The sequence below is a fragment of the Streptomyces sp. NPDC020845 genome (assembly GCF_044334165.1).
Classification (GTDB): domain Bacteria; phylum Actinomycetota; class Actinomycetes; order Streptomycetales; family Streptomycetaceae; genus Streptomyces.
The window spans coordinates 343,692-368,158 of sequence record NZ_JBIRSJ010000004.1 but is presented as its reverse complement, the minus strand read 5'-3'; the positions used below and the strand labels follow the sequence as shown (position 1 = coordinate 368,158).

Here is a 24,467-nt window from a genome sequence, read left to right as displayed (position 1 = left end):
GTTCATCCGGGGAAGTTCGAGTTGGTTTCCCAGCCTGAGCCGCACCCGGAGGAGATGTGCGAGGAGCACGGCGAGGCGCCGGTGGGCACTCTGCCGGTTGGCCGGCCCCATCTGGTGAGCTTCAACGACGGTGAGCCGGTCACACGGCTGCTGGTGAGCAACCCGTCGGACCGGCCGATCCAGGTCGGCTCGCATTTCCACTTCGCCGAGGTGAACGACGGATACGGATCCGGTGACGGGGCCAGGCCCGGGCTGGTCTTCGACCGGAAGGCGGCCCACGGGAAGCGGCTGAACATCCCGTCCGGCACATCTGAGCGGTTCGAGCCGGGCGACGAGCGGTGCGTGGAGCTCGTTCCGATCAGGGGGGAGCGCAAGGTGAAGGGCCTGCAGATCAAGAACGGGAACGGAGAGCTCGATGGCTGAGCCACTGACGCGCGCCAAATACACTGATCTGTATGGTCCGACCGCGGACGACCGGGTACGGCTCGCCGACACCGATCTTGTCATCCGGATCGAGGCGGACTGGGCGGGCGGGCCCGGCCGTAGCGGCGACGAGATGATCTTCGGCGGCGGTAAGGTGATCCGCGAGTCGATGGGGCAGTCGCACTACGCGCGCGACAGCGACCGCGACCCCGTGGACACCGTGATCACCGGCGCGCTGATCGTCGACCACTGGGGCATCGTGAAGGCCGATGTCGGACTGCGCGACGGTGAGATCGCCGCGATCGGCAAGGCGTACAACCCCGAGACCATGGACCAGCAGAGGTTCGACGACAGCCGCGCGTCGAACTTCGTCGTCGGCCCCGAGACGGAGGTCATCTCCGGCAACGGGCGAATTCTGACCGCGGGCGGCGTCGACACACATGTGCACTTCCTGTGCCCGGAACAGATCCACGAGGCGCTCGCGGCCGGCGTGACCACCCTGATCGGCGGGGGCACCGGACCCGCCGAAGGCAGTACCGCCACCACGGTGACGCCCGGCGCCTGGCATGTCCACCGGATGTTCGAGGCGCTGGATCAGTTCCCGGTCAACATCGGGCTGCTCGGCAAGGGCAGCACCGTCAACAAGGACGCGCTGACGAACCAGGTCCGGGCCGGTGTTCTCGGCTTCAAGATCCACGAGGACTGGGGCGCCACGCCCGCCGTGATCGACGCGGCCCTGGCCGTATGCGAGGACACCGGTATCCAGATCGCCCTGCACGCCGACTCGCTGAACGAGGCCGGATTCGTGCAGAACACCCTCGCAGCGACCATGGAACCCATGGCGCCCCGCGCCAGGAGGGGCAAGAAGGGCAGCAACGGCCGGCGGTACCGCAGTCTCCATGTCTTCCACGTCGAGGGCGCCGGCGGCGGCCACGCACCCGACATGATCAGCCTGGTCGGCCACCCGAACGTGCTGCCCGCCTCGACGAACCCGACCCGGCCCCTGACGGTCAACACCGTCAAGGAACACGTCGACATGATGATCGTCTGCCACCATCTGAACCCGGAGGTCGAGGCGGACATGGCGTTCGCCGACTCCCGGATCCGCCCGTCGACGATGGCCGCCGAAGACCTGCTGCACGACATGGGTGCCATCTCGATGATGTCCTCCGACGCGCAGGCCATGGGCCGCATCGGCGAGATGATCATGCGGACGTGGCAGACCGCGCATGTGATGAAGGCCAGGTACGGGCACCTCGACGAGGACACCGCCCAGGCGGACAACTTCCGCGTGAGGCGGTACGTCGCGAAATACACGATCAACCCGGCCATCACCCACGGCATCGCCGGCCGCGTCGGCTCCGTGGAGCAGGGCAAGCTCGCGGACCTGGTCCTGTGGGAGCCCAAGTTCTTCGGTGTGAAGCCGCATATGGTCATCAAGGGCGGCCAGATCGCATACGCGCAGATCGGCGACGCCAACGCGTCGATCCCCACGCCGCAGCCGTTCCTGCCGCGCGCGGTGTGGGGCTCGTGTGGCCGCTCCCCGCGGGCCAACTCCGTCAACTTCGTCCCCGAGCTCGCCCTGGACGGCGAACTGGGCAAGCTGGGCCTGCTCAAGCCGCCGGCCAGGATCGACAGCACCCGTGATGTGACGAAGGCCGATATGAAGCTCAACAGCGGGCTTCCGGCCATCGAGATCGACCCCGACACCTTCGATGTCACCATCGGCGGCGCCCGCACCACCGACGTACGGACCAAGGTGGACGGGCAGACAGTTGGCCGCACCTACGCGACGGAACTGCCCATGGCGCAGCGGTACTTCCTGTTCTGATCGGGCCACGGCGCCCGCACCAACCCGGCGGCGGTGCGGCCGGAGCCCCTGGCCCCGGCCGGTGTCCCTGCCGACGCTGCCTCGAACCCGTACCACCTCCCCGTTCCACCTCTCCGTACCAGCTCGCAGTTCCAGCTCTCCGTTCCGGAAAGGCGGACCACGTAGCCGTGAGCCGTGCAGCCCTGCTCATCCTGGCCGACGGCCGTTTCCCCGCCGGTGGGCACGCCCACTCCGGCGGTGTGGAAGCCGCTGTGGCCTCCGGCGGCGTACACGACACCGCAAGCCTTGAAGCGTTCTGCCGGGGGCGGCTGCACACAACCGGGTTGACCGCCGCCGGACTCGCGGCCGCCGCGGCCACCGGCTACGACGCCCTCCTCCTGGACGAGGCGGCGGACGCCCGGACGCCCATGCCCGCTCTGCGCAAGGTCGCCCGACGGCTCGGTCGGCAGCTGCTCCGCGCTGCCCGCGCCACGTGGCCCTCGGCCGATCTGGACCGGCTCGCCCGCGATCGGCCGCAGGGCGTACACCAGCCCGTCGTCCTCGGGGTCACCGCTCGCGCGGCCGGGCTGACTCCGCCGGATGCCGCACAGGCAGCCGCCTACGAGAGCGTGGGCGGCCCCGCCACCGCCGCCGTACGACTGCTCAGCCTCGACCCCTTCGAGGCGACCGCACTGCTGGCGCGGCTGGCTCCCGAACTCGACGACGTGACCGCCGCCGCGGCAGCAGCCGCGGCCCGGGTCGCCGAGGCAGGCGTCGACTTCCTCCCGGCCGCGTCCGCACCGCTGCTGGACCTGACCGGCGAACGGCATGCCGCCTGGACCGTCCGCCTCTTCGCCTCCTGAACCGCCTTCCACCTGGATGGAGTTGCCGTGCATCTCGACCACGCCGTGACCATGCCGGACCGCCACACCCACAGCGCCGAACCAGTGCGGCCCGACGGCGGCCGCCGCGCACTGCGCATCGGGCTGGGCGGACCCGTCGGCTCCGGCAAGACGGCGACCGTGGCCGCACTGTGCCGGGCCCTGCGCGACCGGCTTTCCATCGCCGTGGTCACCAACGACATCTACACACGCGAGGACGCCGAGTTTCTGCGCCGCGAAGCCGTGCTCCCGCCCGAGCGGATCGCCGCCGTCGAGACCGGTGCCTGCCCGCACACCGCGATCCGCGACGACATCTCCGCCAACCTCGAGGCCGTCGAAGACCTGGAGGCCACCGTCGGGCCACTCGATCTGATCCTCCTCGAATCCGGCGGCGACAACCTCACCGCCACCTTCTCGCGTGGCCTGGTCGACACACAGATCTTCGTCATCGACGTGGCCAGCGGCGACGACATCCCCCGCAAGGGCGGCCCCGGCATCACCACCGCCGACCTCCTCGTCGTCAACAAAACCGATCTCGCCCCCTACGTCGGCGCCGACCTCGGCACCATGGCGGCCGACGCACAGCGCGGGCGCGGGGACCTGCCCGTCGCCTTCACCAGCCTCACCCAAGCCGACGGGATCCGTCCGGTCGCCGACTGGGTGACCGGCTGCCTGACCGCATGGCGAGCCGGGAGCGCCGCGTGACCCCCGCGACCGGCTCGCCACCGACGCACACCGTGGCTGCCGTCCGCCCGCCCGCAGGTGCCACGGCGCTACGAGCCGCCGGCGTCGAAGGCGGCGATGGCGAGCAGAACGGCGCTGGGGGCAACGGGGTCCGCGCCACCGCCCGTATCCGCGCCGAACACAACGGCCGCGCCACCACGCTCCCGCTCCTGCACAGCGACGGCCCCTTCCACCTGCGGCGGCTACGGTCATCCGGCGGACGGGCGCGGGTCAGCGTGATCGGGGCGATGAGCGCGCCGCTGGGAGGCGACCGCCTGGCGCTCGACATCACCGCGCGGAAGCGGGCCGAACTGGAGGTGACCACGGCCGCCGCCACCATCGCCCTGCGCGGCTCCACCACCGACCCGGCCGGCTACGACGTACGGCTCACGGCGGACGAGAACGCGTCCTTGACCTGGCTTCCCCAGCCGTTGATCAGCACACGCGGCAGCACCCTGCACCAGACCTACACCGTCGACCTCGCCGCCTCCTCGCGGCTGCTGCTACGCGAGGAACAGCTGCTCGGCCGTACGGCGGAGCCACCCGGACACCTCACCACCCGTCTCACCGTACGCCGCGCCGGCCGGCTCATCCTCGACCAGCACACCGCCTACGGAGTCCCCGCACTCGCCTGGGACGGCCCCGCCGTCCTGGGCGGCCACCGGGCCTGCGGCCAACTCCTCATCGTCGCACCCGAGCCCCACTCCATCGAGGAGCCGGTCCACTTGGGCGACGACCCGGCAGACGGCTGCGCCGTACTGGCCCCACTCGCCGACACCCGCGCCCTGCTCACCACCGCCATCGCCCCCACCCCGTCCCGCCTGCGCCTCCTCCTCGACGCCGCGCTCGCAGTTCGAGTGCCCGCTATGCGCTGTGGTCGGCGAGGGTCTTGAGGTCGGTGACGGTGTAGGCGAGGTCGAAGTGGAACCCCCTGCCGGTACGCCGGACGGGCAGGTCGGCGAGTTCTTCGCCGTGGGCAGGGAGGAAGGCGAGGTCGGCGGTGCCGGCCCAGGCATCGCTGACGGCGCTGTCGTCCAGGACGGACATGACCAGTTCGTGTACGGCGGGCTGGTCGTGTTGCCCGGCGGCCAGGCGGGGGAAGTGGCGGAGGTTGATCACGGGACGGTTCATCAGGGCGGCGGGGTCGGGGACCGGCTGTTCCAGGGTGATCTTGGCTTCCGCGATGCGCTGTCCGGCGGAGGAGGCGGTGGCGCCGAATTGTCCGCCCGGGCCGAGGACAGGGGTGCCGGGTCCGCCGACGGAGTAGGCGCGCGTCTGGTGGACGGCGCCGAGCTTCTTGGGGAAGCCCTGGACCCAGCCGCGGGCCATGGCGGCGTCGTTGTCGACATAGATGTAGGGGCACCAGGCCACCGGGGTGCCGTTGTAGTGAGCGTCCAGGGTGATCAGGAACTCCCGGTACTGCGAGCGTGCGGGGTCCAGGTACTCCAGGCCCGCGGAGGAGTACTGCCAGTCGATGAACATCGCGACGCCGCGGCCGGCAGAGTCCGGATCGGCGGTCAGCCCCTCGGGCAGGGTCGCCGCGGCAGCGGCCGGGTCGGTGAAGAACTCCACACCCACCACCGTGCCGGCGTAGTGCCACGGCGGGGCGGGCGCCAGGTTCGCGATGCCGCGAGGAGACAGGGGGACGGTGTAACCCTTCATGACACGAGTTCCTTCGAGGAGAGGCCAGATCGAAACGATACGTATCGTTGCAGTTGAGGGGACCGTAACACACCTTGCTCCTTGAGTGAAACGTTACGTATCGTTTCACTCATGGCACTCGTCTTCTCCTCAGGCTCGGCGACCAGTGGGCCACGCTCTGCTTCAAAAATCCTCAACGCGGCGCGAGACGTCCTGTCGGCACAGGGTTACCCGGCGCTGACCATCGAGGCCGTCGCGGCGGCCGCAGGCGTCGGCAAAACGACCATCTACCGCTGGTGGCCCAGTAAGGAAGCGCTCGTCGCCGACGCACTCGCCGAGATCTTCCGCGCCGATGAAATCCCCGACCTCGGCGACACCCACGCCGAACTGCGCCAGGCCGTCGACATGACCATCGACAACTACACCAACGAGGACATGGCCACCGCACTGCCCGCCCTCGCCGCCAGCCTCCTCCACCACCCCGACCTCATGACCCGATTCCGGGAGACATTCCTGCACCGCAAGCGCGAGAACATCGCCGCCGCCCTGCACCGCGGAATCCAGCGCGGCGACCTGCCCGACGACCTCGACACCGACCTCGTCCAGGACATTTGGGCCGGCACCATCCTCTACCGACGCCTCATGACCGGCTCATCCCTCGACACCGACCTCGCCGAACACCTGGTCCAACTCACCACGACAGCTCCCCCGCTGCTCTCCCACCGCGAATCGGGAGAGCGTCCCGTTACGAACCCGGGAAACGGGCTGCGTACGGGAGCGTCCTGAATCAGGTGGCCCCTCGCCCATCGCATGGTCCTTCCATGGGATGCGCGAGCATCGAGCGATCCAGAATGTCCAGAGCGGGTGCGCAGATCATCGGTTCATGATGGGGCGAAAGGCTCACCATGTTCTCCGGCACTCCCGGAGCGGAGAATTCTCTCAGAGAGGAATGGTTTGTCAGTGTCCGGGCAGTTCAGCTCCGCCTTGCGGCGTCTTCGGTCCCAGCGGGGGCTGTCGCTGCGCCAGTTTGCGCAGATAGTGCACTACAGCCCGGGGTAGCTCAGCCGGATTGAACGAGGCCAAGCCGCGCCCACTCTGGCCCTGGCCCGAAGTTGCGACGACGCCCTGTCAGCGGAGGGCAAACTGCTGAAGCTCGCTCGGCTGGAGGCCCAAAGCCAATTGCGCCCGGCCCAGTTGCCTTCTGCGGTCGCGGGCTTCGTCGGCCGCACACATGCGTTACGCGAGCTCGACGCCACCCTCGCGCTTCTCACCAAGGACGCCCGGCTGAACCGTTGCAGGTTCTTGAGGATTTTCTGGCCGCCCTGGGGACGGAGTCTGTTCCCGACGAGCTTGAAGCGCGGTCGGCCCTCTTTCGAACGGTGGTGGCCGACCGTCACGTCCTGGTCGTGCTGGACAACGCCATCGACTCCCAGCAGGTGAAGCCACTGCTGGTGGGCTCCGCCTCCTGCGCTGTGATCGTGACCAGTCGGCGGCGCCTGACCGGGCTGGGCATCACCGCCGGAGCCCAGCGTCTGTCCCTGGCGCCGATGGATCCCCAGGAGTCGATCGAGCTGCTCCGCGGTGTCATCGGAGAGCAGCGAGTGAATGCCGAGCAGGACGTGGCCCGGGCGGTGGCGCTCCGGTGCGCGCATCTCCCGTTGGCCCTGCGGATCACAGCGGAGCGCCTGGCGACCCACCCCCGCTGGCCGCTGTCCCATGTAGCCGACGAACTGTCCGGCAAGGACCGGCTTGATGTCCTGGTTGACCGCGACAACGACGACTTGGCCGTGCGCAAGGTGTTCGACCTGTCCTACAAGGCGCTGGACGGGGAGACAGCGCGGATGTTCCGGCTGCTGGGCCTGTACCCCGGGCCGCCCATCAGCGCGGCCGCCGCGGCGGCCTTGACCGGGCACTCGCTGGCCCTCACCCGGGATCTGCTCGACGGACTGATAGGCGTCCACTTGGTGGAGGAGACCGGGCTGGACCGGTACTGGATGCATGATCTACTGCGGGAGTACGCCGCCGATCGGGCCGCGGCTGAGGAATCGGACGCCGAGCGGCTCGCGGCAGCCCACCGGCTGACGTCCTGGTACACGCTCAGCGTGGATGCCGCCAACACGGCATTGGCTCCGCAACGGGAAGTTCCGCCACTTGATCCGCCTCCCGCTGGAGTCACCCCACGTACCTTCACCAGCGATACCGCGGCGGAAGAAGCACGGGCCTGGCTGGATGAAGAGGCGAAAGACTCCGCCGTCCCGATGGGCCGGCTCGCCGCCCGCCACCGGCTTCCGGGGGCGTGGCACATCCCGGGGCGGCTGTGGAACTGGTTGCTCTTGCGCAAGCCATGGAGCATGTGGATCTCCAGCCGCACGATCGGACTGGAGGCGGCGACGACGTACGGTGGTCCCGGCGGTCAGGCCTGGGTCGAGATGAATCTGGCTGAGGCATACCGTCAGTCCGGGCACTACGACCGTGCGCAACGGCACGTCACACAAGCCCTGACGCTGCACCGCCGCATCGGCGACCGGCTGGGTCAGGCATGGTGTCTGGAGGCCTTGGGGTTCATCGCCGCCGACCGAAAGGACACGCCGCTGCCACATTCATACTTCAGCCGGGCTCTGGACACCTTCCGGCAGACCGGGGACGCACACGGGGAGGCCGTGGCACGATGCAGCCTCGCCGAAGCCGACGGTCTGCTGGGAAACATGACGGGGTCACAGGCCGGGTTCAAGGAGGGGTTGGCACTGCATCGCCGGATGGGCGACCTCGTCGGGGAGGGGATGTTCTGGGATCGACGCGCTCATCTGCAACAGCAGCAGGGTGACCTGGTGCAGGCAGTGCAATGCCTGGTTCGAAGCGCCGAGTGCCATTCCCAGGGAGGCAACGACTGGGGGCAGGCCGCCGCGCACGACCTCCGCGCTCAGCTCCTTGGGAAGCTGTCCCGATGGGAGGAGGCGCGGCAGGCGTGCGAGCGGGCGTGGAAGCTTTACGACCAGCTTGGCGACCCCCGAGCCACACGGTTGCGAGACCGGCCGGCCGAATGGTCTCAGCCCGGAGAGCCTTCGATCACTGGCCCGCTTCGGAGGTGAGCAGGGCCCGCTGGACGCGCTCCATAGCGGTGGCGGCATCCACGGTGGCGGCTATCCGCACCGGCGGTCGCTGGTCCGGGATACCCCCTTGGCTGATGCTGAACTTCCGTTCGTCGACCAATGTGGCGCCACGCGCATGCCCCGCCAACTCGACCACCACCTGACGCTCCGTGTAGGTGGCCAAAGACTCATCGACCATGATGGCCGCAGCGATCGGGTCGTGCATGAGGCACCCAGTGGTGCCCTGAGCGTCGCTGTAGATGGCGAGATAGGTATCGAGCACGGATGATGCGAAGCGGGCCGCAGAAGTGGCCACATTCGCGACCCGCTTCAGCCAAGCGTCGTCAACCCATGCGTGTTCGGTTATGTCCATCGGCACCATGGTCAGGTCGAACCCCGCGCGCAGGACCTCCTCGGCTGCCTCCGGGTCATGAGCGGTGTTCGCATCAGCCCAGGCAGTGATGTTGCCCGCGACGCGGAACGCGCCGCCCATGAACACCACACGGCGCAGGAGCCGAGGGAGATTCGGCTCCTTCCGGAGGGCGAGGGCAAGGTTGGTCAGCGGTGCCAGGGCGAGCAACGTCAGTTCTCCTGGCCGTTGTCTGGCCAGCCGCACCAACTGTTCCGCTGCCGATTCTGTGCTGGTCCGGCGCGGTGACGGAGGACCGGCGTTGCCGCCGAGGCCATCCTCGCCATGGACGAACTCGGCCGTCTGCAACGGCTGCTGTAAGGGAGTGGGATGCCCAACGGCAACCGGTACGTGGTTCAGGCCGACGACATCAAGCACTCGTAGGGCGTTTGCCGCCGCCGTGGCCGTGGGCACGTTGCCGTGCGCAGCCCCGATTGCGACGATCTCGACGTCCGCCTGGGCAGCCAGGAACAGGATCGCCCAGGCGTCATCCACCCCCGGATCCGTATCGATGACAACCGACAGGCGTGTGGAAGCGGTAGGTGGCATGCTGTCCCCTCCTCTTGGATGGCCCATCTGCCAGGGAGCTCTGCGTTCACTCGTCACTCCCGCCACTGTTTCGTCATTGCGGAACACCTTTCCCGACCTAAGGGATGCTGCACAGTGGGGAAACTGGCCACCTGTGGGGTCCCCAAAGCACGACCGGTCCAGCCCTTGCCCGGTCAGGACCCCATGTGCACATAGGGGGCCCACAGCCATGGGCTGCGCGGATAGCGCTGGCGCAGGTCGTGGGTCACGCGGTGCAGCGCCTCCGGGGGTGGAACACCCTCCGCCAAGAGGCCGTACAAGGTCGTGGTGAACTCAGTGGCGTCGCCGTCGGCGACCTCCCACAGGGTGCCGATCACATGGGTGAAGCCCGCAAGCTGGAACGACGAGGCGACATGGTGGGCTTCATCGGCAAGATGGTAGGAGCCGGCAGCGGATCCGCACGAGGCGAGGAAGACGAGTTCGGCGTCGAGGGACAGTGTCGAGACGTCCGGCAGCGACAGTGAACCGTCCTGCAGCACGAGCTCGTTGGCCGTTCTGCCGAGGAAGCCGGCCCGCGTGTGGCAGGCGAAGTGCGCCCAGGTGTGTTGCGGGAGCTCGCGGAGCACGGCTTGCTTGGTGGCGTTCTCGCCGGTCAGGACGGTACTTCGGGGGAACAGCCCGGCGAGCGCCTGCGCATCCGCCGCCGCGTGTCGCAGGGGCGCTGCCCCGGGCGCTTCCGGTGTGGCGACCACCAGCAGGCGCGGATCACGGCAGACGCGGGAGCGGCCGGACTTGTTGTGCGCGGCATCCTTCGGGCGCAGTGCGTTGAGTGTGGTGGTGTACGACGACATCACGTAGTCGGCGATTCCGTGGGCGGCACCGCCGCTGTACTGCCCGGCCGCGTGCAGGGGCAGAAAGCTCAGGATACCGGTGGGGCACCACCACAGCCGGGGAAGGGAGGCACCGCCGGGTGTGAGATCCAGTGCCCGGACGACGGGTTCGACGACCGCTTCCCACAGCCAGGTGAGTGTGTCCAGGGCGACCGTGCCCGCCTCCCAGCGCTTCTCGGCGGGCTCGTGCGGGTTGTGCAGCACGCCGACCGCCGAGCTGAAGGCCGTGAACCGGTCGGTTGCGGACGTCAGGTCGGCCCGGGGCAACGGCACGCATGTCGCCGTGCCCTCGGAGAGGACGATCGCGTCGCTGCGTACGGTCGCGACGTTGACGACCACCACCGGGCCGTGCTCGGTCAGTGCGCCGAGGTCGGGCACGCCCGGCCGGAGAAAGCTCTCGAAGCCGGGCAGTCCGCGGATCTCGTCGCGTACGCGCTCCCAGGAGCGGACTGTGAGCCGGTGCTCGTCCCTCGTGGGACCAGCCACATGGGTCGGAGCATGGTCGGTGCTCGCACCGAGGGACGTCATGGCCTCGCCGAGCGAGCTGAACTCCTCGGCCAGCTCCGGTGCCTGCCGACGCAGATCCGACAGGTCGCGACGGGTCTCGGTGAGCTGTCCGAGCAGAATGCACCGGCCCCGCTCAAGGAGATCCAACGCCCGGTGGGGATCCCCCAATTGCAGGGCGCAGGCCGCGGCCTGCGACGCGAGCAGGAACTCATCGGCGATGAGCAGCTCGCGGTCGGACCGGTCGAGCCGGTGCCCGGCCAGGCGTGGCAGGAGGTCCACCGCCGCCTCGTAATCTGCCGCCGCGCCTTCCCAGTCGCCGATGGCGGCGGCGAGACCACCCGCCGCCTTGGCGGCGTCGATACGTTCCGGAAGGGAGAAGTGTGTGGTCCGGTAGACCCGGCGCCTCAGTTCGAGCACCTCCGCGGTCGAATCCCCTGCCTCGTCGTCGCGTCGTGCCAGAACATGGGAGAGCATCAACAGTGCGCGCACGTGCAGTACGTCGTCCGCGCTCGTCGCGGACATGGCCTCGCGCGCCGCGGCTTCGGCCTCGTCCAGCAGCGACGATTCCCCGTCGTGCCGGTGGACGTCCAGCAGCGCGCCGACCAGGTTGGTGCCCCAAAGCGGCCTGTCCGGGTGATCGGCATGTCCTGTCCGGATCGCCTCGCGCAGCAGCTCAACGGCTTCTCTGGTGTCCTCCGCGGATGCGCGGTCCCGTGCCCGGCCCAGCAGCCCCACCGCCAGATAGGACAGCGAGACCGAGCGCTCTCGGCTGCCTGGGGCGCGCAGCGCCAGCGACTTCCGGCAGAGGTCCACGATCGCGTCAAGTTCGCGCTCGTGCGCCGCGAAGGGCTCGGCGAAGAGGTCGGTGAAGATGCGGGGACTGCTCTCGCGCGCCCTGCGGGCCAGGTCCATGAAGGGGGCGAACTGCTGGGCGTGGTGCAGTCTCGCTTCCGCCAGCCGCGCCATGGCCTCCGGGGTCGTGCGCCACGCCTCGGGGCCGGATGCCGCCTCCTTCAGTACGTCGATGGCCTCCAGCAGGGCCGTGCCGTCCCGCGAGACCTCGTAGACCGAGACCAGACAGGCGCCGAGCTCCAACAGGGACTGGGACCGGTCGAAGGAGCCTTCCCGGGCGAACCGCACAGCGGAGCGGCAGACGGGAAGGAGTTCGTCGAGGAGCCTTCTGTCGTGCGTGTTGTTGTACGCGGCGGTGAGGGCTCCCGCGCATCTGCCCAGTCGCAGGCCACGCTCGCCATCGTCGAGTGAGGGGTCTTCCAGATAGTGTCGGGCCAGCCTCAGCGCCTCGTCCACCGCCGCGCTGTCCAGGGTGAGTTGGAACTCGACGCGGTAGGAGTCGATGAGGTTGAGCTGCGCACGGCTCGCCTCGGCATGGCCGTCCGGGAGTTCCGCGGACACCGATTCGAGGAGCTGTCTGCCCTGCGCCAGGGCCTCGCGGTCCTCGCCCAGTTCGGCCCGCAGCGTCAGCGCGTGCCCCAATTCGACGCGAACAGGGATGTGCTCGGGGCGGTGAGCTTCGGCGTGCTCGGCCGCCGTCCGCAGCACGGCCACCGCATGGTCGGCGTCGGAGACATCGCCCGTGACCGTTGCCGACTCCTTGTAGGACAGCCCGGTGTTCAGCAGTAGCGTCACATAGGCCGGATCGCTCGGATCCAGCGTCCGTACGGCCGCGTGGTTGAGGCGTGCCGATTCCCGCATGGCCTGCACGTCGCGCAGCAGGAGCGCTTTCTCCCGAAGCACGTTGCCGAGGCAGGACAAGGGGCCGACTTCCTCCGGGACCGCCTGATGTGCCCCGCGCGCCCACCGTTCGGCCTCCGCGATGTCATCGCGCGCGCCCTCGTCGTCCCTGCCGCGGGCGTTGTGTCCGCCTATCGCGTGGTTGTGTACCCGCGCCTTGAGGGCGTTGGCGAGACTGACCATCCGGCTCACGGCATCGGAGCCTGTCCCGTCCGTACCGCCGAGCGCGGCCCGCAGGACCTCCACTGCCTCGTCCAGCGCGGCGACATCGCCCGTTGCGGCGTGTGTTACCCGCAGACACAGCCCGAGGTCCGTCCGGTACGCGCGCCGTTGATCGTCACTCGATCCATGGTGTCCGACGAGGGCCCGCAGCACGCCGGCCCGTGCGCGGAGCAGAGCGGGCTGGTCCTGGGCGATGTGCTGCGGTACGACGGTGGTGAGGGTCTTGAGGATGCCGCGGGCGCGGGCGTCGGCCCGATCGCATTCCCCGGTCACGCGCTCGACACACCCGGCGGCCTGTTGGACCCACTCGACGGACGGAGTGCGCAGATGGCCCTCGATGAGAGCCGCCGCCAATCGGAGCCGGACCTGTACCCGTGTCTCCGGGTCCGCAGCCTTCTCCTGGACACGGTCCCACGCCGCCGCGGCCAGGGAGAGCAGCCGCGGATCTCTTCCCGCACGGCGGCCCGCACCGTTGCGGTAGGCGTTCAGCAGGTTTCCGCCCAACGGGGCGAGCAGTGGTACGGCCTGTTCGTCGGCGACCGAGGCGAGGGAGTGGATCGTGCGCGAGGCCCAGCTGACGGCCTCCTCCAGCGTGCCGGGATCCTCGTCCCTCATATGCCACTGCAGGAGGACTTCCACCAGGTTGATCTGCAGCACCTCCGGCAGGGCTCCGACCTCCCGCAGCATGTCGATGCCGCGCCGGAGCAGCACGGTTGCCTTGCTCAACTGCGCCAGGTCCCCCGTGGTCCGAAAGGCGGTGGCACGCTCGGCTGCCTCGTCGCCGAGCCGCAGGGCCTCTTCGAGCAGCCGCGGTGTGGCGGATTCCCGAGCGAGTACGGCACCGATCGCATCCGGCACCGCGTCCGGTGTCCGCCCCCAAAGGGGACGGAAGAGCCCCAGGGCGTGGCGGAAGTCCGGGCCGTCGTAGGTCTGCTGGGCCACACAGCGGAACCAGTGGAACCAGCCCAGGGCGCGGGCGGCCTCGTCGCTCCATGACGTAGGCAGGGACTCGGCGAGGAGCCCCGCAGCCGCCTCTGCCTCCGGCCCGATCACATGCCGCGGATCGGCAGTGGACGCGAAACCTTCGATCCGTGCCTGCAGCGCCGTGAGCGGTGAAATCCTCATCTTCCCCATCCATCCCCCACGGTGGCGACCCAGCGCGGCGCGTACCATCATGCGGGACGCTGACGCGTCTTCTCCAGCAGCGACAAGGAGCAGCATGGAACGTCGGGGAGATGTCGCGGCATGGTGTGAAGCACTCCCCCTCCTGCGTCGTCTCGCCGCAGCGCAGGGCCGCGCGGACGAGGTCGCGGAGCTGGTACGCCGTATGCGGACGGACATCGGCGCAGTGACACAACTCGACGAGCTGGGACGGCAATTCGGTATCCCTGCCGTCGGGCCCAGGTCGATGGTCGGGGTGCCCGGTGTGGCTCCAGGGGTCCCGGTCGACGGGTTGTTCGGCTGTCCCGCGGGTCGGTGCGACCGCGACTGGGTACGGGCGCCGGGTGTGGCGACGCCCGAATGCCACATTTTCGAGGAGCCGTTGACGCGGGCGACGCCGGAGCGGCGCACCCCGTGACCCCCTTCCTCAACGAGCTGGCCAAGCAGCTGGCCGGTAAGTGGGTTTCCCTCCTCGTCGTGCCCGGGGCCCTCTTCGTCGCCTCCCTCACCGTGGGCTGGCGCATACGTTTCGGGGAGTGGCCCGGCGACGCGCGGTTCGTGGCCGAACTCCAGCAGGGCACTGCCTCGGGTGAGCAACTGGCCGCCGCCGTGCTGGGTGCCCTGCTGCTGTCGGCCTGTGCGGGGCTGCTGGCACACGGCTCGGGGAGGGCCGTCCACTGGCTGTGGCTCGGCCAATGGCCCGGACGTACCGGCGAGGCCCTGACCGGTCGGCGCCGTCGCCGCTGGGCAACTGCCCAAGACCGCTATGAACAGGCGTACCGCCAGGGGCAGCCGGACGAGGTCCTGGCCCACCTGGCGTACCGGCGCAATCGCATCGCGCTGGCGCCTCCGACGAGACCGACTCGCATGGGTGACAACATAGCGGCGCTCGGCATACGCGTCCGGCTCGAGTACGGCCTCGACCTCGAGTTCGGCTGGCCGCGGCTGTGGTTGGTGCTGCCGGAGGAGACCCGAGCGGTTCTGGACGAGGGGAAGGACGCATTCAACAGGGCTGCGGCACTGGCCGGTTGGGGCACGCTCTATACCCTCGCAGGAGCCGTTTGGTGGCCACTGGGGTTGGCAGGACTCGGAACGACCCTCACGGCCGTTGTCCGAGGCCGTTCGGCCATCACAAACCTGGCCCAACTGATGGAATCCGCGGTCGACCTCCATGGCGCGGACCTCGCCACTTCGCTGGGCATTCCGGTGCCGGACAGTCGCGTCACGCCGGAGATCGGCCGCGAGGTCACCCGCGCCGTGCGCAAGGGAGCGTGAAGGGCCAACGGCTCAGTACGCGCCGGCCAGGGCCGAGCAGGGGGCGGCCGCGTACGGATTTTCGATTGCCCGTAACCGCATTCATCCGCGGGATATCGGGCATTCCCACTTCTTCGGGTCGATCCGGAACCGGCGGAATGCTTTTCTCCGTTTTGCTCGTCATGGAGTTGATGAGCGCCATCCCTTGCTTCCCGGCTGTCGAATGCCGCCTTCCGGTAATTATCGCGCTGAGCGCACCGGAACTACGCCGACATGAAAATGCCAACTTCCTTGACCTCCTTGCCCGAGCAGACACCGCGATGGAAACATCACCTCGCGAACCGGCGCAGGATCCAGTCGCAGGGCCCCAATGGCCGAGGAACGGATTATTCATATGAAGATCACGCCGCAAGTCGACCAGAAAATGGGTGCCACGGTCACCGAGTTCGACGTGGAAACTCTGTCGCCATCCGACCTGCTCCGCCTGAAGGATTCGATCTATCAGGAGAAGTTACTGATCCTGAAGGACCAGCACCTCAGTCCGCAGCAGTTCATCGCGCTCGGAAAGGCACTCGGTACGATCGAGGTCTATTACGAGCCGATGTACCACCACCCCGACCACGAAGAGATATTCGTGTCCTCCAGTACCCCGGAGTCGACACAGCAGGTGGGGGTCCCCAAGACCGGTGCGTTCTGGCATGCGGACTACTCGTTCATGCCCAGGCCGTTCGGCATCACGATGACCTACCCACAAGTGGTCCCCAAGACGAACCGGGGAACGCACTACATCGATATGGGAAAGGTGTTCGCCTGCCTGCCCGAAGAACTGCGTTCGGTGGCGCGGACGACCAAGGGACTGCACAGCGCGAGGCGCTATTTCAAGATCCGGCCGTCCGATGTCTACCGCCCCATCTGTGAACTCGTGGACGAGATCGAGAAGAAGACCCCGCCGGTGATCCACCCCACTGTCTTCGTCCACCCGGTCACCGGGGAAGAGGTGCTGTATGTCAGCGAGGCCCTGACCTGCGAGCTGCACGACCAGCAGGGCCGGGTGCTCGAGGACGACTCGCTGCACCGGCTGCTCGAGGCCAGTGGTCAGCTCGACACGACGTTCGGCAACGAGCACATTCACACCCAGACGTTCACCAAAGGCGACCTGCTCATCTGGGACAACCGCAGCCTCGTCCACCGCGCGCTGCACAGCCCCACACCGGAGCCCAGCACCTCGTACCGGGTGACCGTCCACGACGACCACCCCTTCTACGGGACGACGACATGACGGCCGGCCCCCTCGCTCAGCCGGCCGCCGGAACCGCCACGGCACACCCCGACGACCCGGCACTGCGTGAACGGGTGCTGCGTCCCTACCGCACGAACTGCCGGTATCTCGGCCCCGCGGAGGTACGCCTGGAGAACGAGGCCGTCACCGCCTCCGGTGCGTTCCGCATCGGCGAGTCGTGCTACATCGACGACACCGGCCACTTCAACGCGGTCGAGTTCAACATCTGCTTCAACCAGATCGCCTACTACCTGATCGCCAAGTGCGTCCAGAACCGGCTGCCTCCCGTCTTCGATGCCTGGACACTCGACGACTACTGGCAGCGCCAGCTCTCCGACATTCTGATCACCCGGTACACCAGCAGATTCCACCGCGCGATCCGGGGACAGGAGTTCCGCGGCGAGCTGAGCTTCACCGACTTCAAGCTGCGCTCCGGCGAGAACGGCAAGGCGCCGTTGGCCCTCATCGAGAGCGAGTGCCGGTTCTGGGACGAGGGCGGCGGACGGTGCACGGGCGAGATCCAGATCGCGCTGACCAACCTGCCGCAGGGTGCGCCGCAATGACCGAACCGGCGAACGCGGTGGATCTGCTGCTCTCGCTCCCCCGGGCGCGCCGCAGGCAGACGCTGGCGGACCTGGTCGATGCCGAGGTCAGAGAGGTCCTGCTGCTCCCGGAAGACGTCGAGATGGGCGCCGACGTCAGCTTCTTCGACCTGGGCATGACCTCGCTCCGGCTGACCGAGCTTCGCCAGCGTCTGACCCGGATGCTGGACAGGAGGATCGAGATCGAGGCGTTGTTCGAGCACCCGACGTCCCAGAGCCTGACCGATCATCTCGCGGACACCGTGCTCTCGGATGTGTTCCCCGGCACCGCACCCGAGCCCTCCGCCACGCCCGCACCACGGAACGCTCAGGAGCTGCCGCCGATGGTCCAGGAGATTCTGCGGAACCTCTACAGCTGAGTCCCCGCGGAGCGGCCGTGCACCCCATACCAGGAGCGACATGACGACACCCATGGGCAGCCAGAGCGGTCGGCAGAAGGCCGCTGACCCTGACGGAGATCTGCTCCAGCGGCTGCTGCTGGAGAAGTACGAACCGATCGCCATCGTGGGCATCGGTCTGCGGCTGCCGGACGGCAACGACACACGGGAATCGTTGGCGGAGTTTCTGCGCTCCGGGCGGGACGGCACCGGGCCCATTCCCTCCGACCGCTGGGACGTCGCCGCGTTCGAGAGCGACGACCCGGCCGCGAAAGGCACGATCCGTACCCGGGGCGGCGGCTTCCTCCAGGGCATCGACCGGTTCGATCCCGCGTTCTTCGGGATATCGCCGAAAGAGGCCGACTACGTGGATCCGCAGCAACGGCTGCTGCTGGAGACGGCGTGGGAGGCGCTGGAGGACGCGGGGCTCGACGCGCACGCGCTGCGCGGCGGCGACGGCGGTGTCTACGTGGGGATCAGCTCCGCCGACTACATGATCGCCGCGGAGACCCTGCCGTACGAGGCGATCAACGGCTATCTGGGCACCGGGACCGCCCACAGCGCCGCCTCGGGACGGCTGTCGTATGTCCTCGGCTGGCACGGCCCCTGCGCGAGCTTCGACACGGCCTGCTCATCGTCGCTGGTGGCGCTGCACACGGCCGTGCAGGACCTGCGGCAGCGGCAGTGCGATATCGCCCTGTGCGCCGGGGTCAACCTGGTCCACCACCCCCAGGCGCACATCGTGACGACCGATGCCAACATGCTGGCTCCGGACGGGCGTTGCAAAACCTTCGACGACCGCGCGGACGGATACGCCCGCAGCGAAGGGTGCGGTGTGCTGGCGCTCAAGCGGCTGTCCGACGCCCAGCGGGACGGCGACCGGATCCTGGCCCTGGTACGCGGCTCGGCGATCCGCCAGGACGGCGAAGGTGCCGGGCTCACGGTGCCCAACGGAAGCTCCCAGCAGCGGGTGATGCGCGCGGCGCTGCTCAACTCGGCGGTGCGGCCGGAGGACATCCAGTACGTCGAGGCGCACGGTACAGGCACCGCGCTGGGTGATCCCATTGAGTTATCGGCGATCGGCAAGGTCTTCGCCGAGTCGCACAGCCCCGGCGCCCCGGTCTTCGTCGCGTCGGGCAAGACCAACCTCGGCCATGCCGAGGCCGCAGCCGGTGTCAGCGGCATCATCAAGGTGGCGTTGCAGCTGGGCGAGGGGCTTATCTACCCGCATCTGAACATGGACATCCCCTCCACCCATGTCGCATGGGACGAGCTGCCCGTCGCTGTGCCCCGCGAGCCCGTGCCCTGGCCGGCCGGAACCCGCAGGGCGCTGGTGAACTCCTTCGGCTTCGCCGGCACCATCGCGTCCGCGGTCATCGAGCAGGCCCCCGCGTCCGACCCGGTACGGGAGGAGAGCGCCCGGCCACGGTCCGGTACGGCCGTGTTCACCCTGTCGGCCCGGACCCGCAAGGCACTGGGACTCCAGGTGGAGCGGTACCAGCGCTATCTCGCCGACCATCCGGACACCGACGTCGAGGAGTTGTGCCACGCGAGCAATGTCCTGCGGGCGCATCACGCCTCGCGTATCGCCGGAGTCGTCGGCGGCCCGGCGGACCTGGAGGCGCTGCTGGCCGGGCATCTCCGCGAGACGAAGGACACCCCACAGCAGCGCAAGGTGGCCTTCCTGTTCAGCGGTCAGGGCTCCCAGTACCCCGGCATGGCGGCCGGGCTCTACCGGAGCCACCGGGTCTTCCGCGACACCGTCGACGTATGCGACCGACTCTTCGCGGAACACCTCGACGGGCCGCCCGTCCGCGGTGTGATGTTCGGTGAAGGCCAGACCGCAGGACTGCTGGACCAGACCCGGTACACCCAGCCGGCGCTGTTCACACTGGAATACGCCCTGGCCGAGCTGTGGAAGTCGTGGGGCATCCGTCCGGACGCCGTGATCGGGCACAGCATCGGTGAGGTGGCCGCGGCCACCGTGGCGGGCGTCTTCCCGCTTCCGGACGCGATCGGGCTGGTGGCGGCGCGGGCCCGGCTCATGCAGTCGGTTTCGGCACCGGGCGGGATGATGGCGGTGCGGGCATCGGGTGCGGACATCGCTCCGTCGCTCGACCAGTACCCCGGCCTGTCGCTCGCCGCGCTCAACGCTCCCGACCAGTGCGTGGTGTCGGGTGGCACGGAGCCGCTGGAGGCGATGGCCGCCGAGCTGACCGAGCGTGGCCTGCGTACCAAGCGGCTCCCGGTGTCCCATGCCTTTCACTCTCCGCTGATGGACGAGGTGTTGGAGGAGTTCCGCGGCCTCATCGCCGGGGTGGGGTTCCAGGAACCCGAGATCACCCTGATTTCCAATCTGAGCGGCGATATCGCCGACGTGGACGAGGTGTGCTCCGCCGCCTACTGGGCGCGGCTGATCCGTGAACCCGTCGACTTCGCCGGTGGCATCCGGACACTGACCGGCCTTGGACCGCACGCCATGGTGGAGATCGGGCCGGGCCGATCCCTGATCAACTCCGGGCGCGCCTGTGTGACGGCCTCCCGCCATCTGTGGGTGGCGTCCTTGGGATCCGCGGCGGAGCAGGACCGCTCGCCGTACGAAGCCGCCGCCCAGCTCTACACGGCGGGGCTGCCCCTGTCGTGGCGGGGTTTCCACGAGGGTCGGCCGAAGCCGCGGCTCACCCTGCCGGCCTACTCTTTCGACCGCAAGCGGTACTGGCTGCCTGACTTCGGCAAAGGCCTAAACGCCAGTGCCCATCACCCTCTGCTCGGCGCCGAGACCACCACCGAGAAGCAACGCTCCTCCTCTGTACGGGAGTTCGCCAACCGGATCAGCGCCGGCCGACCGGACTACCTGGTGGATCACATGGTCGTCGGCCAAGTGGTCTTCCCAGCGGCGGGGTTCATCGAACTGCTCATCGCCGCGGTGGACGCCGTGCACGGACACATCCGGTTTCCGATCGACGATATGCGCATTCATGAGCCGCTGCTGCTGTCGGACGACGCCATCAGTCTGCGCACCCGGGTCAGGACCACGGAGGACGGCGGCGAGTTGATCGAGATCCTCAGCGTCAGCGACGACGCGGGCATCGAGAGGCTGCACGTCACCGCGGCCATCGGCAAGGAGGGCCAGGACGCCGTACCACTCGAAGACGGCTCCGACCTGATGGAAGAGCTGGCCGGAGCCGAGGCGGGGGACGAACAGCGAGACCAGCGGATCGCCGAGCTGTACGCGGACTTCGCGGATTCCGGAATGGACTACGGCCCGCGTTTCCGTCTCATCGAGTCCTTCACCCGCCGCGGCGACAACCTCGTGACGGCAGAGATCACCGGTCCGGCGGGGGTGACCACCGAACACCTCCCCCCGGCGATCCTCGACTCCGCGCTGCAGACCCTGGCCACCATCATCCAGCCCGGCCTTCCCGTCCGGCTGCGGTCCTTCCGATTGCTCAGCCGACCCCGTGGCGCGACGCTGCGCAGCGTGGTCCGGCTGCTCCCCGCGCAGCAGTCCACGGATGTGGACTTCGTCGCCGATGTGGTGCTCTACGACGGCCGGCGCGTGGTATGCGTGCTGAACGGCCTGGAACTGCGGCGGATGTCCTCGGTCGGCGTCGCCCGGCGGCGGATGTTCTATCAGACCCAGTGGATCGAAGCGCCCGCCTCGGCCACGCCCGTCCCAGGGCGCCGTATCGCTCTGCTGCACAGTGGTCTGGAAGAAAACGTGTCGCTGGCCGAAGAGGCGGAGCGCACCGGCACCTCGCTCGCCTTCGCTTCGGACCTGGCCCAGCTCCCCGATCTGCTCGCACAAGGGCCGACCGATCTGTGCTGGTTCTGGCAGCCGGGCGAGCGGCGCGCCGCGGTGCCCGGCCCCGGTGTTGCTGGGTTGCGTGCCGAATGCGAACGGCAGTACACCGAACTGCTTGAGCTGGTGGGCCTCCTGGAGACCTGCGGATTCGGGCCGGACCAGCGGCTGTGGCTGGTGACCAGAGGCGGCCAGTGGTTTCCCCAGGACGAGGCCGACGACGGCAGCCGGCTGTCCGCCTCCAGCCTCTGGGGCTTCGGTGCGGTGTTGCTGAGCGAGTATCCGAACCACCGGGTGACTCTCCTGGACCTGCCGGTGGGCGAGAGCGACCCGGCCACCGTGCTCGGGGAGTTGCTGAGGGGCGAACCCGACGAGTTCCAGATCGCCTACCGCGATGGTCGGCGCCATGTCCGCCGGCTGGTCCCGAGCACCCCCGAGGAGCGGATCGGGACCGAGGAGCCGATCACGACCGAACCCGAGCAGACGCCGGTCGACGGTGACCACACCTACCTCATCACCGGCGGGCTCGGTGGCCTGGGCCTGCTGACCGCTCGAACGCTGGTGGACCGCGGCGCGCGCCACCTGGCGCTGGTCAGCAGGCGCGCCCCCGACGACCAGGAGTTCCAAAAGGTCAGGCAGACCCTCGGCGAGCAGGTCAGTGTGCGGGTGTACGCCGCGGATATCGCGGAACCCGCGGCCGTCGACACCTTGTTCAAGAGTCTCGCGAAGGAAGGACCGGCGCTGGGCGGTGTCGTCCACGCGGCGGGTGTGCTCTCCGACCGGCCCGTGAACTCACAGGACTGGGACAACATCGACAAGGTCTTCCGGGCCAAGGTCTACGGAAGCTGGCTGCTGCACCAGGCGACAGCCGACCTCCCCGAGGTCAGGTTCTTCATCGGATACGGATCCAGCTCCGCCGTGCTGGGCCAGGCGGGCCAGTGCAACTACGCCGCGGGCAACGCCTTCCTGGACGCGCTCATGCACTGGCGCTGCGCTCGCGGCCTGCCCGGTACCGCGATCGACTGGGGTCCGTGGGCGGAGGTCGGTATGGCCGCGGCCCTGGACGAGGCGCACAGGCAGTCGTTCGAGCGGCAGGGAATGGTGTTCATCCAGCCCCGGGACGGAGCCCGCGCTTTGGCCACGTTGCTGGACAGTCCCGTTCCGCAGATCGTGGTCGGCGAATGCGACTGGACCACGTACGCCGCGACACGGCCGTTGTCCAACGCCCTGTACGAAGGGCTCGCACGCCCGAGGGACAACACCGTACGCACGCTCGACGTCGATCAACTGGCCGGGCTGCCCGAGGACGCACGACGGCAGGCGCTCGCCGATCTGGTTCGCGGGACCGTGGCCAAAGTGCTGCGCTTCGACGCCACGGGTGACATCCCGGCCGACACGCCCTTCACCCACCTGGGGCTGGACTCACTGGCCGCGGTGGACGTCAAGAACGGCCTGGAGGCGGCGCTGCACACCTCCCTGTCGGCGTCGATCACCATGGACTATCCGACAACGGATCTGCTGGTGGAACACCTTGACGCACTGCTCCGGCCGGGCGACGGCGGGACGGGCGGCCCGGGCGAGCCGAGCGGCGGACTGGATTCACTGGACGCCGAGGCCGAACTGGCGGCGTTGAAGGACCTCGGATGAGGGCGTACATCGAATCGCTGGAGAAGCTGTCCAGAACCCAGTTGATGCTGCTCCTCGCACGGCAGCACCAGGCCGAGACCGAGGGCTTGGCGGTCGTGGGGATGAGCTGCCGGCTGCCCGGTGGCATCGGCACCCCCGCCGATCTGTGGGCGATGGTCGACGAGGGCAGGGTGCTGGCCACCGAGCAGACCGGTGTCCCCACCGACAGCCTGGGCCGACCGCGCTGGAACCTCGCGGCGCCGGACATCGCGCCGTACGCCGCCGCGCTCCGCCAGGGCGGGTACCTCACCGATATCGACCTCTTCGACGCCGAGCGCTTCGGCATTTCCGAGGAGGAGGCCCGCTGCCTCGACCCGCAGCAGCGGCTGCTGCTCACCGAGACATCCCGGGCGTTGGAGGACGCGGGCCTCACCGACCCGGGCGGCCTGTGCGTGGGTGTCTTCGTCTCCGTCACCACACCGGAGTACGGCCTGGCGGGGATCCGTAACGGCGCCACCGCCGACCGGATGTCCGCGCCGATGGCCACCGGCACGGTGGTCAGCGGGGCCGCCGGGCGGATCTCCGTCGGCCTCGGGCTGAACGGTCCGGCGCTGACGGTCGACACCGCCTGCTCCTCCACTCTCGTCGCGGTGCACCTCGCGGGCGCCGCGTTGCGCCGCAAGGAATGCGATGTGGCGATCGTGGGAGTGAGTCATCTGCTGCTGTCACCGGTCACCACCGCGGTGTTCGCCAAGGCGGGCATGCTGTCCGCCACCGGGCGCTGCCGGCCCTTCACCGCGCGCGCCGACGGATACGTCCGCGCCGAGGGGAGCGTGGTGCTGGTGCTGAAGCGCGAGCAGGACGCCCGTGCCGACGAGGACACTCCGTACGCCCTGATCCGGTCGAGCGCGATCCGTCAGCACGGCCGACGGTCCACGATGTCCGCCCCGTCCTCCGCGGGACAGCAGCGGGCCATCCGGGACTGCCTGACGGCGGCCGGGGTCGACCCGGCACAGGTCGGCTACGTCGAGGCGCACGGCAGCGCCGACAAGCTCGCCGACGCCGTCGAAATCGATGCGATAGCCACCGCGTACGAACGCAACTCCACGGACAGCCCGCCGCTCTACGTCGGCAGCGGAAAGGCCAACATCGGCTACCTGGAGACCGCCTCGGGGGCCGTAGGACTGGTCAGGGCGATTCTCGCGCTGCGCCACCGCACCGTGCCCGCGCAACCCGACTTCACGGATCCCGATCCGGCCGTCTTCGGCCGGCCGACGTCGGTGACGGTGCCGACGAAGGCCCTGCCGTGGCCCTCGGAGGAGCACCGGCTGGCAGGCGTCAACGCGTTCGGTTTCACCGGGGTCAACGCACACGTCCTCATCGAAGCCGCCGCCACCCCACGGCCCGGTCCCCCGCCCGGTCTCCTTCCCGGCCCGACACCGTCGACCGGCGGCCACCACTGGCTCGACTCCTACACCTGGCACTGACAGC

At 69.0% G+C, this 24,467-nt stretch carries 17 protein-coding genes; 14 read left to right on the top strand and 3 right to left on the bottom strand.

Going from position 1 to position 24,467, the window contains the following annotated elements; translation table 11 throughout:
• Positions 1–54 precede the first annotated feature (54 nt).
• The 5 genes from ureB (at position 55) to ACH4U7_RS11440 (ending at position 4,730) form a co-directional block, all read left to right on the top strand.
• Positions 55–423: an urease subunit beta gene (gene ureB, locus ACH4U7_RS11460; RefSeq protein ID WP_398527988.1), complete on the top strand. Its 369-nt coding sequence runs from the start codon at positions 55–57 to the stop codon at positions 421–423.
• Positions 416–2,254, top strand: a complete 1,839-nt coding sequence (locus tag ACH4U7_RS11455) for an urease subunit alpha (RefSeq protein ID WP_398527739.1) — start codon at positions 416–418, stop codon at positions 2,252–2,254. The genes ureB and ACH4U7_RS11455 overlap by 8 nt, the downstream gene beginning before the upstream one ends.
• Positions 2,255–2,421: 167 nt before the next feature.
• Positions 2,422–3,096 carry an urease accessory protein UreF gene (locus ACH4U7_RS11450; protein WP_398527738.1) on the top strand — a complete coding sequence of 225 codons (675 nt, stop codon included), beginning with the start codon at positions 2,422–2,424 and terminating at the stop codon, positions 3,094–3,096.
• Positions 3,097–3,123: 27 nt separating this feature from the next.
• Positions 3,124–3,819 carry an urease accessory protein UreG gene (ureG, locus tag ACH4U7_RS11445; RefSeq protein ID WP_398527737.1) on the top strand — a complete coding sequence of 232 codons (696 nt, stop codon included), beginning with the start codon at positions 3,124–3,126 and terminating at the stop codon, positions 3,817–3,819.
• Positions 3,816–4,730: an urease accessory protein UreD gene (locus ACH4U7_RS11440; protein ID WP_398527736.1), complete on the top strand. Its 915-nt coding sequence runs from the start codon at positions 3,816–3,818 to the stop codon at positions 4,728–4,730. Before ureG ends, ACH4U7_RS11440 begins: the two co-directional genes overlap by 4 nt.
• Here ACH4U7_RS11440 and ACH4U7_RS11435 read toward each other — a convergent pair.
• Complete coding sequence (locus ACH4U7_RS11435) at positions 4,702–5,499, bottom strand: acetoacetate decarboxylase family protein (RefSeq protein WP_398527735.1); 798 nt, start codon at positions 5,497–5,499, stop codon at positions 4,702–4,704. The genes ACH4U7_RS11440 and ACH4U7_RS11435 overlap by 29 nt on opposite strands.
• 111 nt (positions 5,500–5,610) lie before the next feature.
• On the opposite strand from ACH4U7_RS11435, the gene ACH4U7_RS11430 reads away from it, so the two are divergent.
• A complete protein-coding gene (locus ACH4U7_RS11430) occupies positions 5,611–6,264 on the top strand; it encodes a TetR/AcrR family transcriptional regulator (protein ID WP_398527734.1) in 654 nt (217 codons plus the stop codon).
• Positions 6,265–6,860: 596 nt separating this feature from the next.
• Positions 6,861–8,567: a tetratricopeptide repeat protein gene (locus tag ACH4U7_RS11425; protein ID WP_398527733.1), complete on the top strand. Its 1,707-nt coding sequence runs from the start codon at positions 6,861–6,863 to the stop codon at positions 8,565–8,567.
• Here ACH4U7_RS11425 and ACH4U7_RS11420 read toward each other — a convergent pair.
• Positions 8,545–9,525, bottom strand: coding sequence for a nucleoside hydrolase (locus ACH4U7_RS11420; protein ID WP_398527732.1), 981 nt, complete (start codon positions 9,523–9,525; stop codon positions 8,545–8,547). The two genes, ACH4U7_RS11425 and ACH4U7_RS11420, sit on opposite strands and share 23 nt — an antisense overlap.
• 173 nt (positions 9,526–9,698) lie before the next feature.
• Complete coding sequence (locus ACH4U7_RS11415; RefSeq protein ID WP_398527731.1) at positions 9,699–14,000, bottom strand: CHAT domain-containing protein; 4,302 nt, start codon at positions 13,998–14,000, stop codon at positions 9,699–9,701.
• A gap of 94 nt (positions 14,001–14,094) precedes the next feature.
• Here ACH4U7_RS11415 and ACH4U7_RS11410 point away from each other — a divergent pair, with 94 nt between their 5' ends.
• The 7 genes from ACH4U7_RS11410 to ACH4U7_RS11380 all read left to right on the top strand — a co-directional run bounded on the left by ACH4U7_RS11410 (position 14,095) and on the right by ACH4U7_RS11380 (position 24,463).
• The gene (locus ACH4U7_RS11410) at positions 14,095–14,454 is read left to right on the top strand and encodes a hypothetical protein (RefSeq protein WP_398527730.1); all 360 of its coding nucleotides are present in this window, start codon (positions 14,095–14,097) and stop codon (positions 14,452–14,454) included.
• Positions 14,451–15,311, top strand: coding sequence for a hypothetical protein (locus ACH4U7_RS11405; RefSeq protein ID WP_398527729.1), 861 nt, complete (start codon positions 14,451–14,453; stop codon positions 15,309–15,311). The genes ACH4U7_RS11410 and ACH4U7_RS11405 overlap by 4 nt, the downstream gene beginning before the upstream one ends.
• A gap of 373 nt (positions 15,312–15,684) precedes the next feature.
• The gene (locus ACH4U7_RS11400) at positions 15,685–16,569 is read left to right on the top strand and encodes a TauD/TfdA dioxygenase family protein (RefSeq protein WP_398527728.1); all 885 of its coding nucleotides are present in this window, start codon (positions 15,685–15,687) and stop codon (positions 16,567–16,569) included.
• The gene (locus tag ACH4U7_RS11395; protein WP_398527727.1) at positions 16,566–17,132 is read left to right on the top strand and encodes an FcoT family thioesterase; all 567 of its coding nucleotides are present in this window, start codon (positions 16,566–16,568) and stop codon (positions 17,130–17,132) included. Before ACH4U7_RS11400 ends, ACH4U7_RS11395 begins: the two co-directional genes overlap by 4 nt.
• On the top strand, positions 17,129–17,530 hold the full coding sequence (locus ACH4U7_RS11390; RefSeq protein WP_398527726.1) for an acyl carrier protein: 402 nt from the start codon (positions 17,129–17,131) through the stop codon (positions 17,528–17,530). The genes ACH4U7_RS11395 and ACH4U7_RS11390 overlap by 4 nt, the downstream gene beginning before the upstream one ends.
• A 40-nt stretch (positions 17,531–17,570) precedes the next feature.
• Positions 17,571–22,997, top strand: coding sequence for a type I polyketide synthase (locus tag ACH4U7_RS11385; RefSeq protein ID WP_398527725.1), 5,427 nt, complete (start codon positions 17,571–17,573; stop codon positions 22,995–22,997).
• A complete protein-coding gene (locus ACH4U7_RS11380; protein ID WP_398527724.1) occupies positions 22,994–24,463 on the top strand; it encodes a polyketide synthase in 1,470 nt (489 codons plus the stop codon). Before ACH4U7_RS11385 ends, ACH4U7_RS11380 begins: the two co-directional genes overlap by 4 nt.
• Positions 24,464–24,467 lie beyond the last annotated feature (4 nt).

Excerpts from the sequence above, each read along its gene's own strand:
- ureB (WP_398527988.1), top strand. The coding sequence starts at position 55 with ATGTGCGAGGAGCACGGCGAGGCGCCGGTGGGCACTCTGCCGGTTGGC.
- ACH4U7_RS11455 (WP_398527739.1), top strand. The coding sequence starts at position 416 with ATGGCTGAGCCACTGACGCGCGCCAAATACACTGATCTGTATGGTCCG.
- ACH4U7_RS11435 (WP_398527735.1), bottom strand. The coding sequence starts at position 5,499 with ATGAAGGGTTACACCGTCCCCCTGTCTCCTCGCGGCATCGCGAACCTG.
- ACH4U7_RS11430 (WP_398527734.1), top strand. The coding sequence starts at position 5,611 with ATGGCACTCGTCTTCTCCTCAGGCTCGGCGACCAGTGGGCCACGCTCT.
- ACH4U7_RS11420 (WP_398527732.1), bottom strand. The coding sequence starts at position 9,525 with ATGCCACCTACCGCTTCCACACGCCTGTCGGTTGTCATCGATACGGAT.
- ACH4U7_RS11415 (WP_398527731.1), bottom strand. The coding sequence starts at position 14,000 with ATGAGGATTTCACCGCTCACGGCGCTGCAGGCACGGATCGAAGGTTTC.
- ACH4U7_RS11410 (WP_398527730.1), top strand. The coding sequence starts at position 14,095 with ATGGAACGTCGGGGAGATGTCGCGGCATGGTGTGAAGCACTCCCCCTC.
- ACH4U7_RS11400 (WP_398527728.1), top strand. The coding sequence starts at position 15,685 with ATGAAGATCACGCCGCAAGTCGACCAGAAAATGGGTGCCACGGTCACC.
- ACH4U7_RS11395 (WP_398527727.1), top strand. The coding sequence starts at position 16,566 with ATGACGGCCGGCCCCCTCGCTCAGCCGGCCGCCGGAACCGCCACGGCA.
- ACH4U7_RS11390 (WP_398527726.1), top strand. The coding sequence starts at position 17,129 with ATGACCGAACCGGCGAACGCGGTGGATCTGCTGCTCTCGCTCCCCCGG.
- ACH4U7_RS11385 (WP_398527725.1), top strand. The coding sequence starts at position 17,571 with ATGACGACACCCATGGGCAGCCAGAGCGGTCGGCAGAAGGCCGCTGAC.
- ACH4U7_RS11380 (WP_398527724.1), top strand. The coding sequence starts at position 22,994 with ATGAGGGCGTACATCGAATCGCTGGAGAAGCTGTCCAGAACCCAGTTG.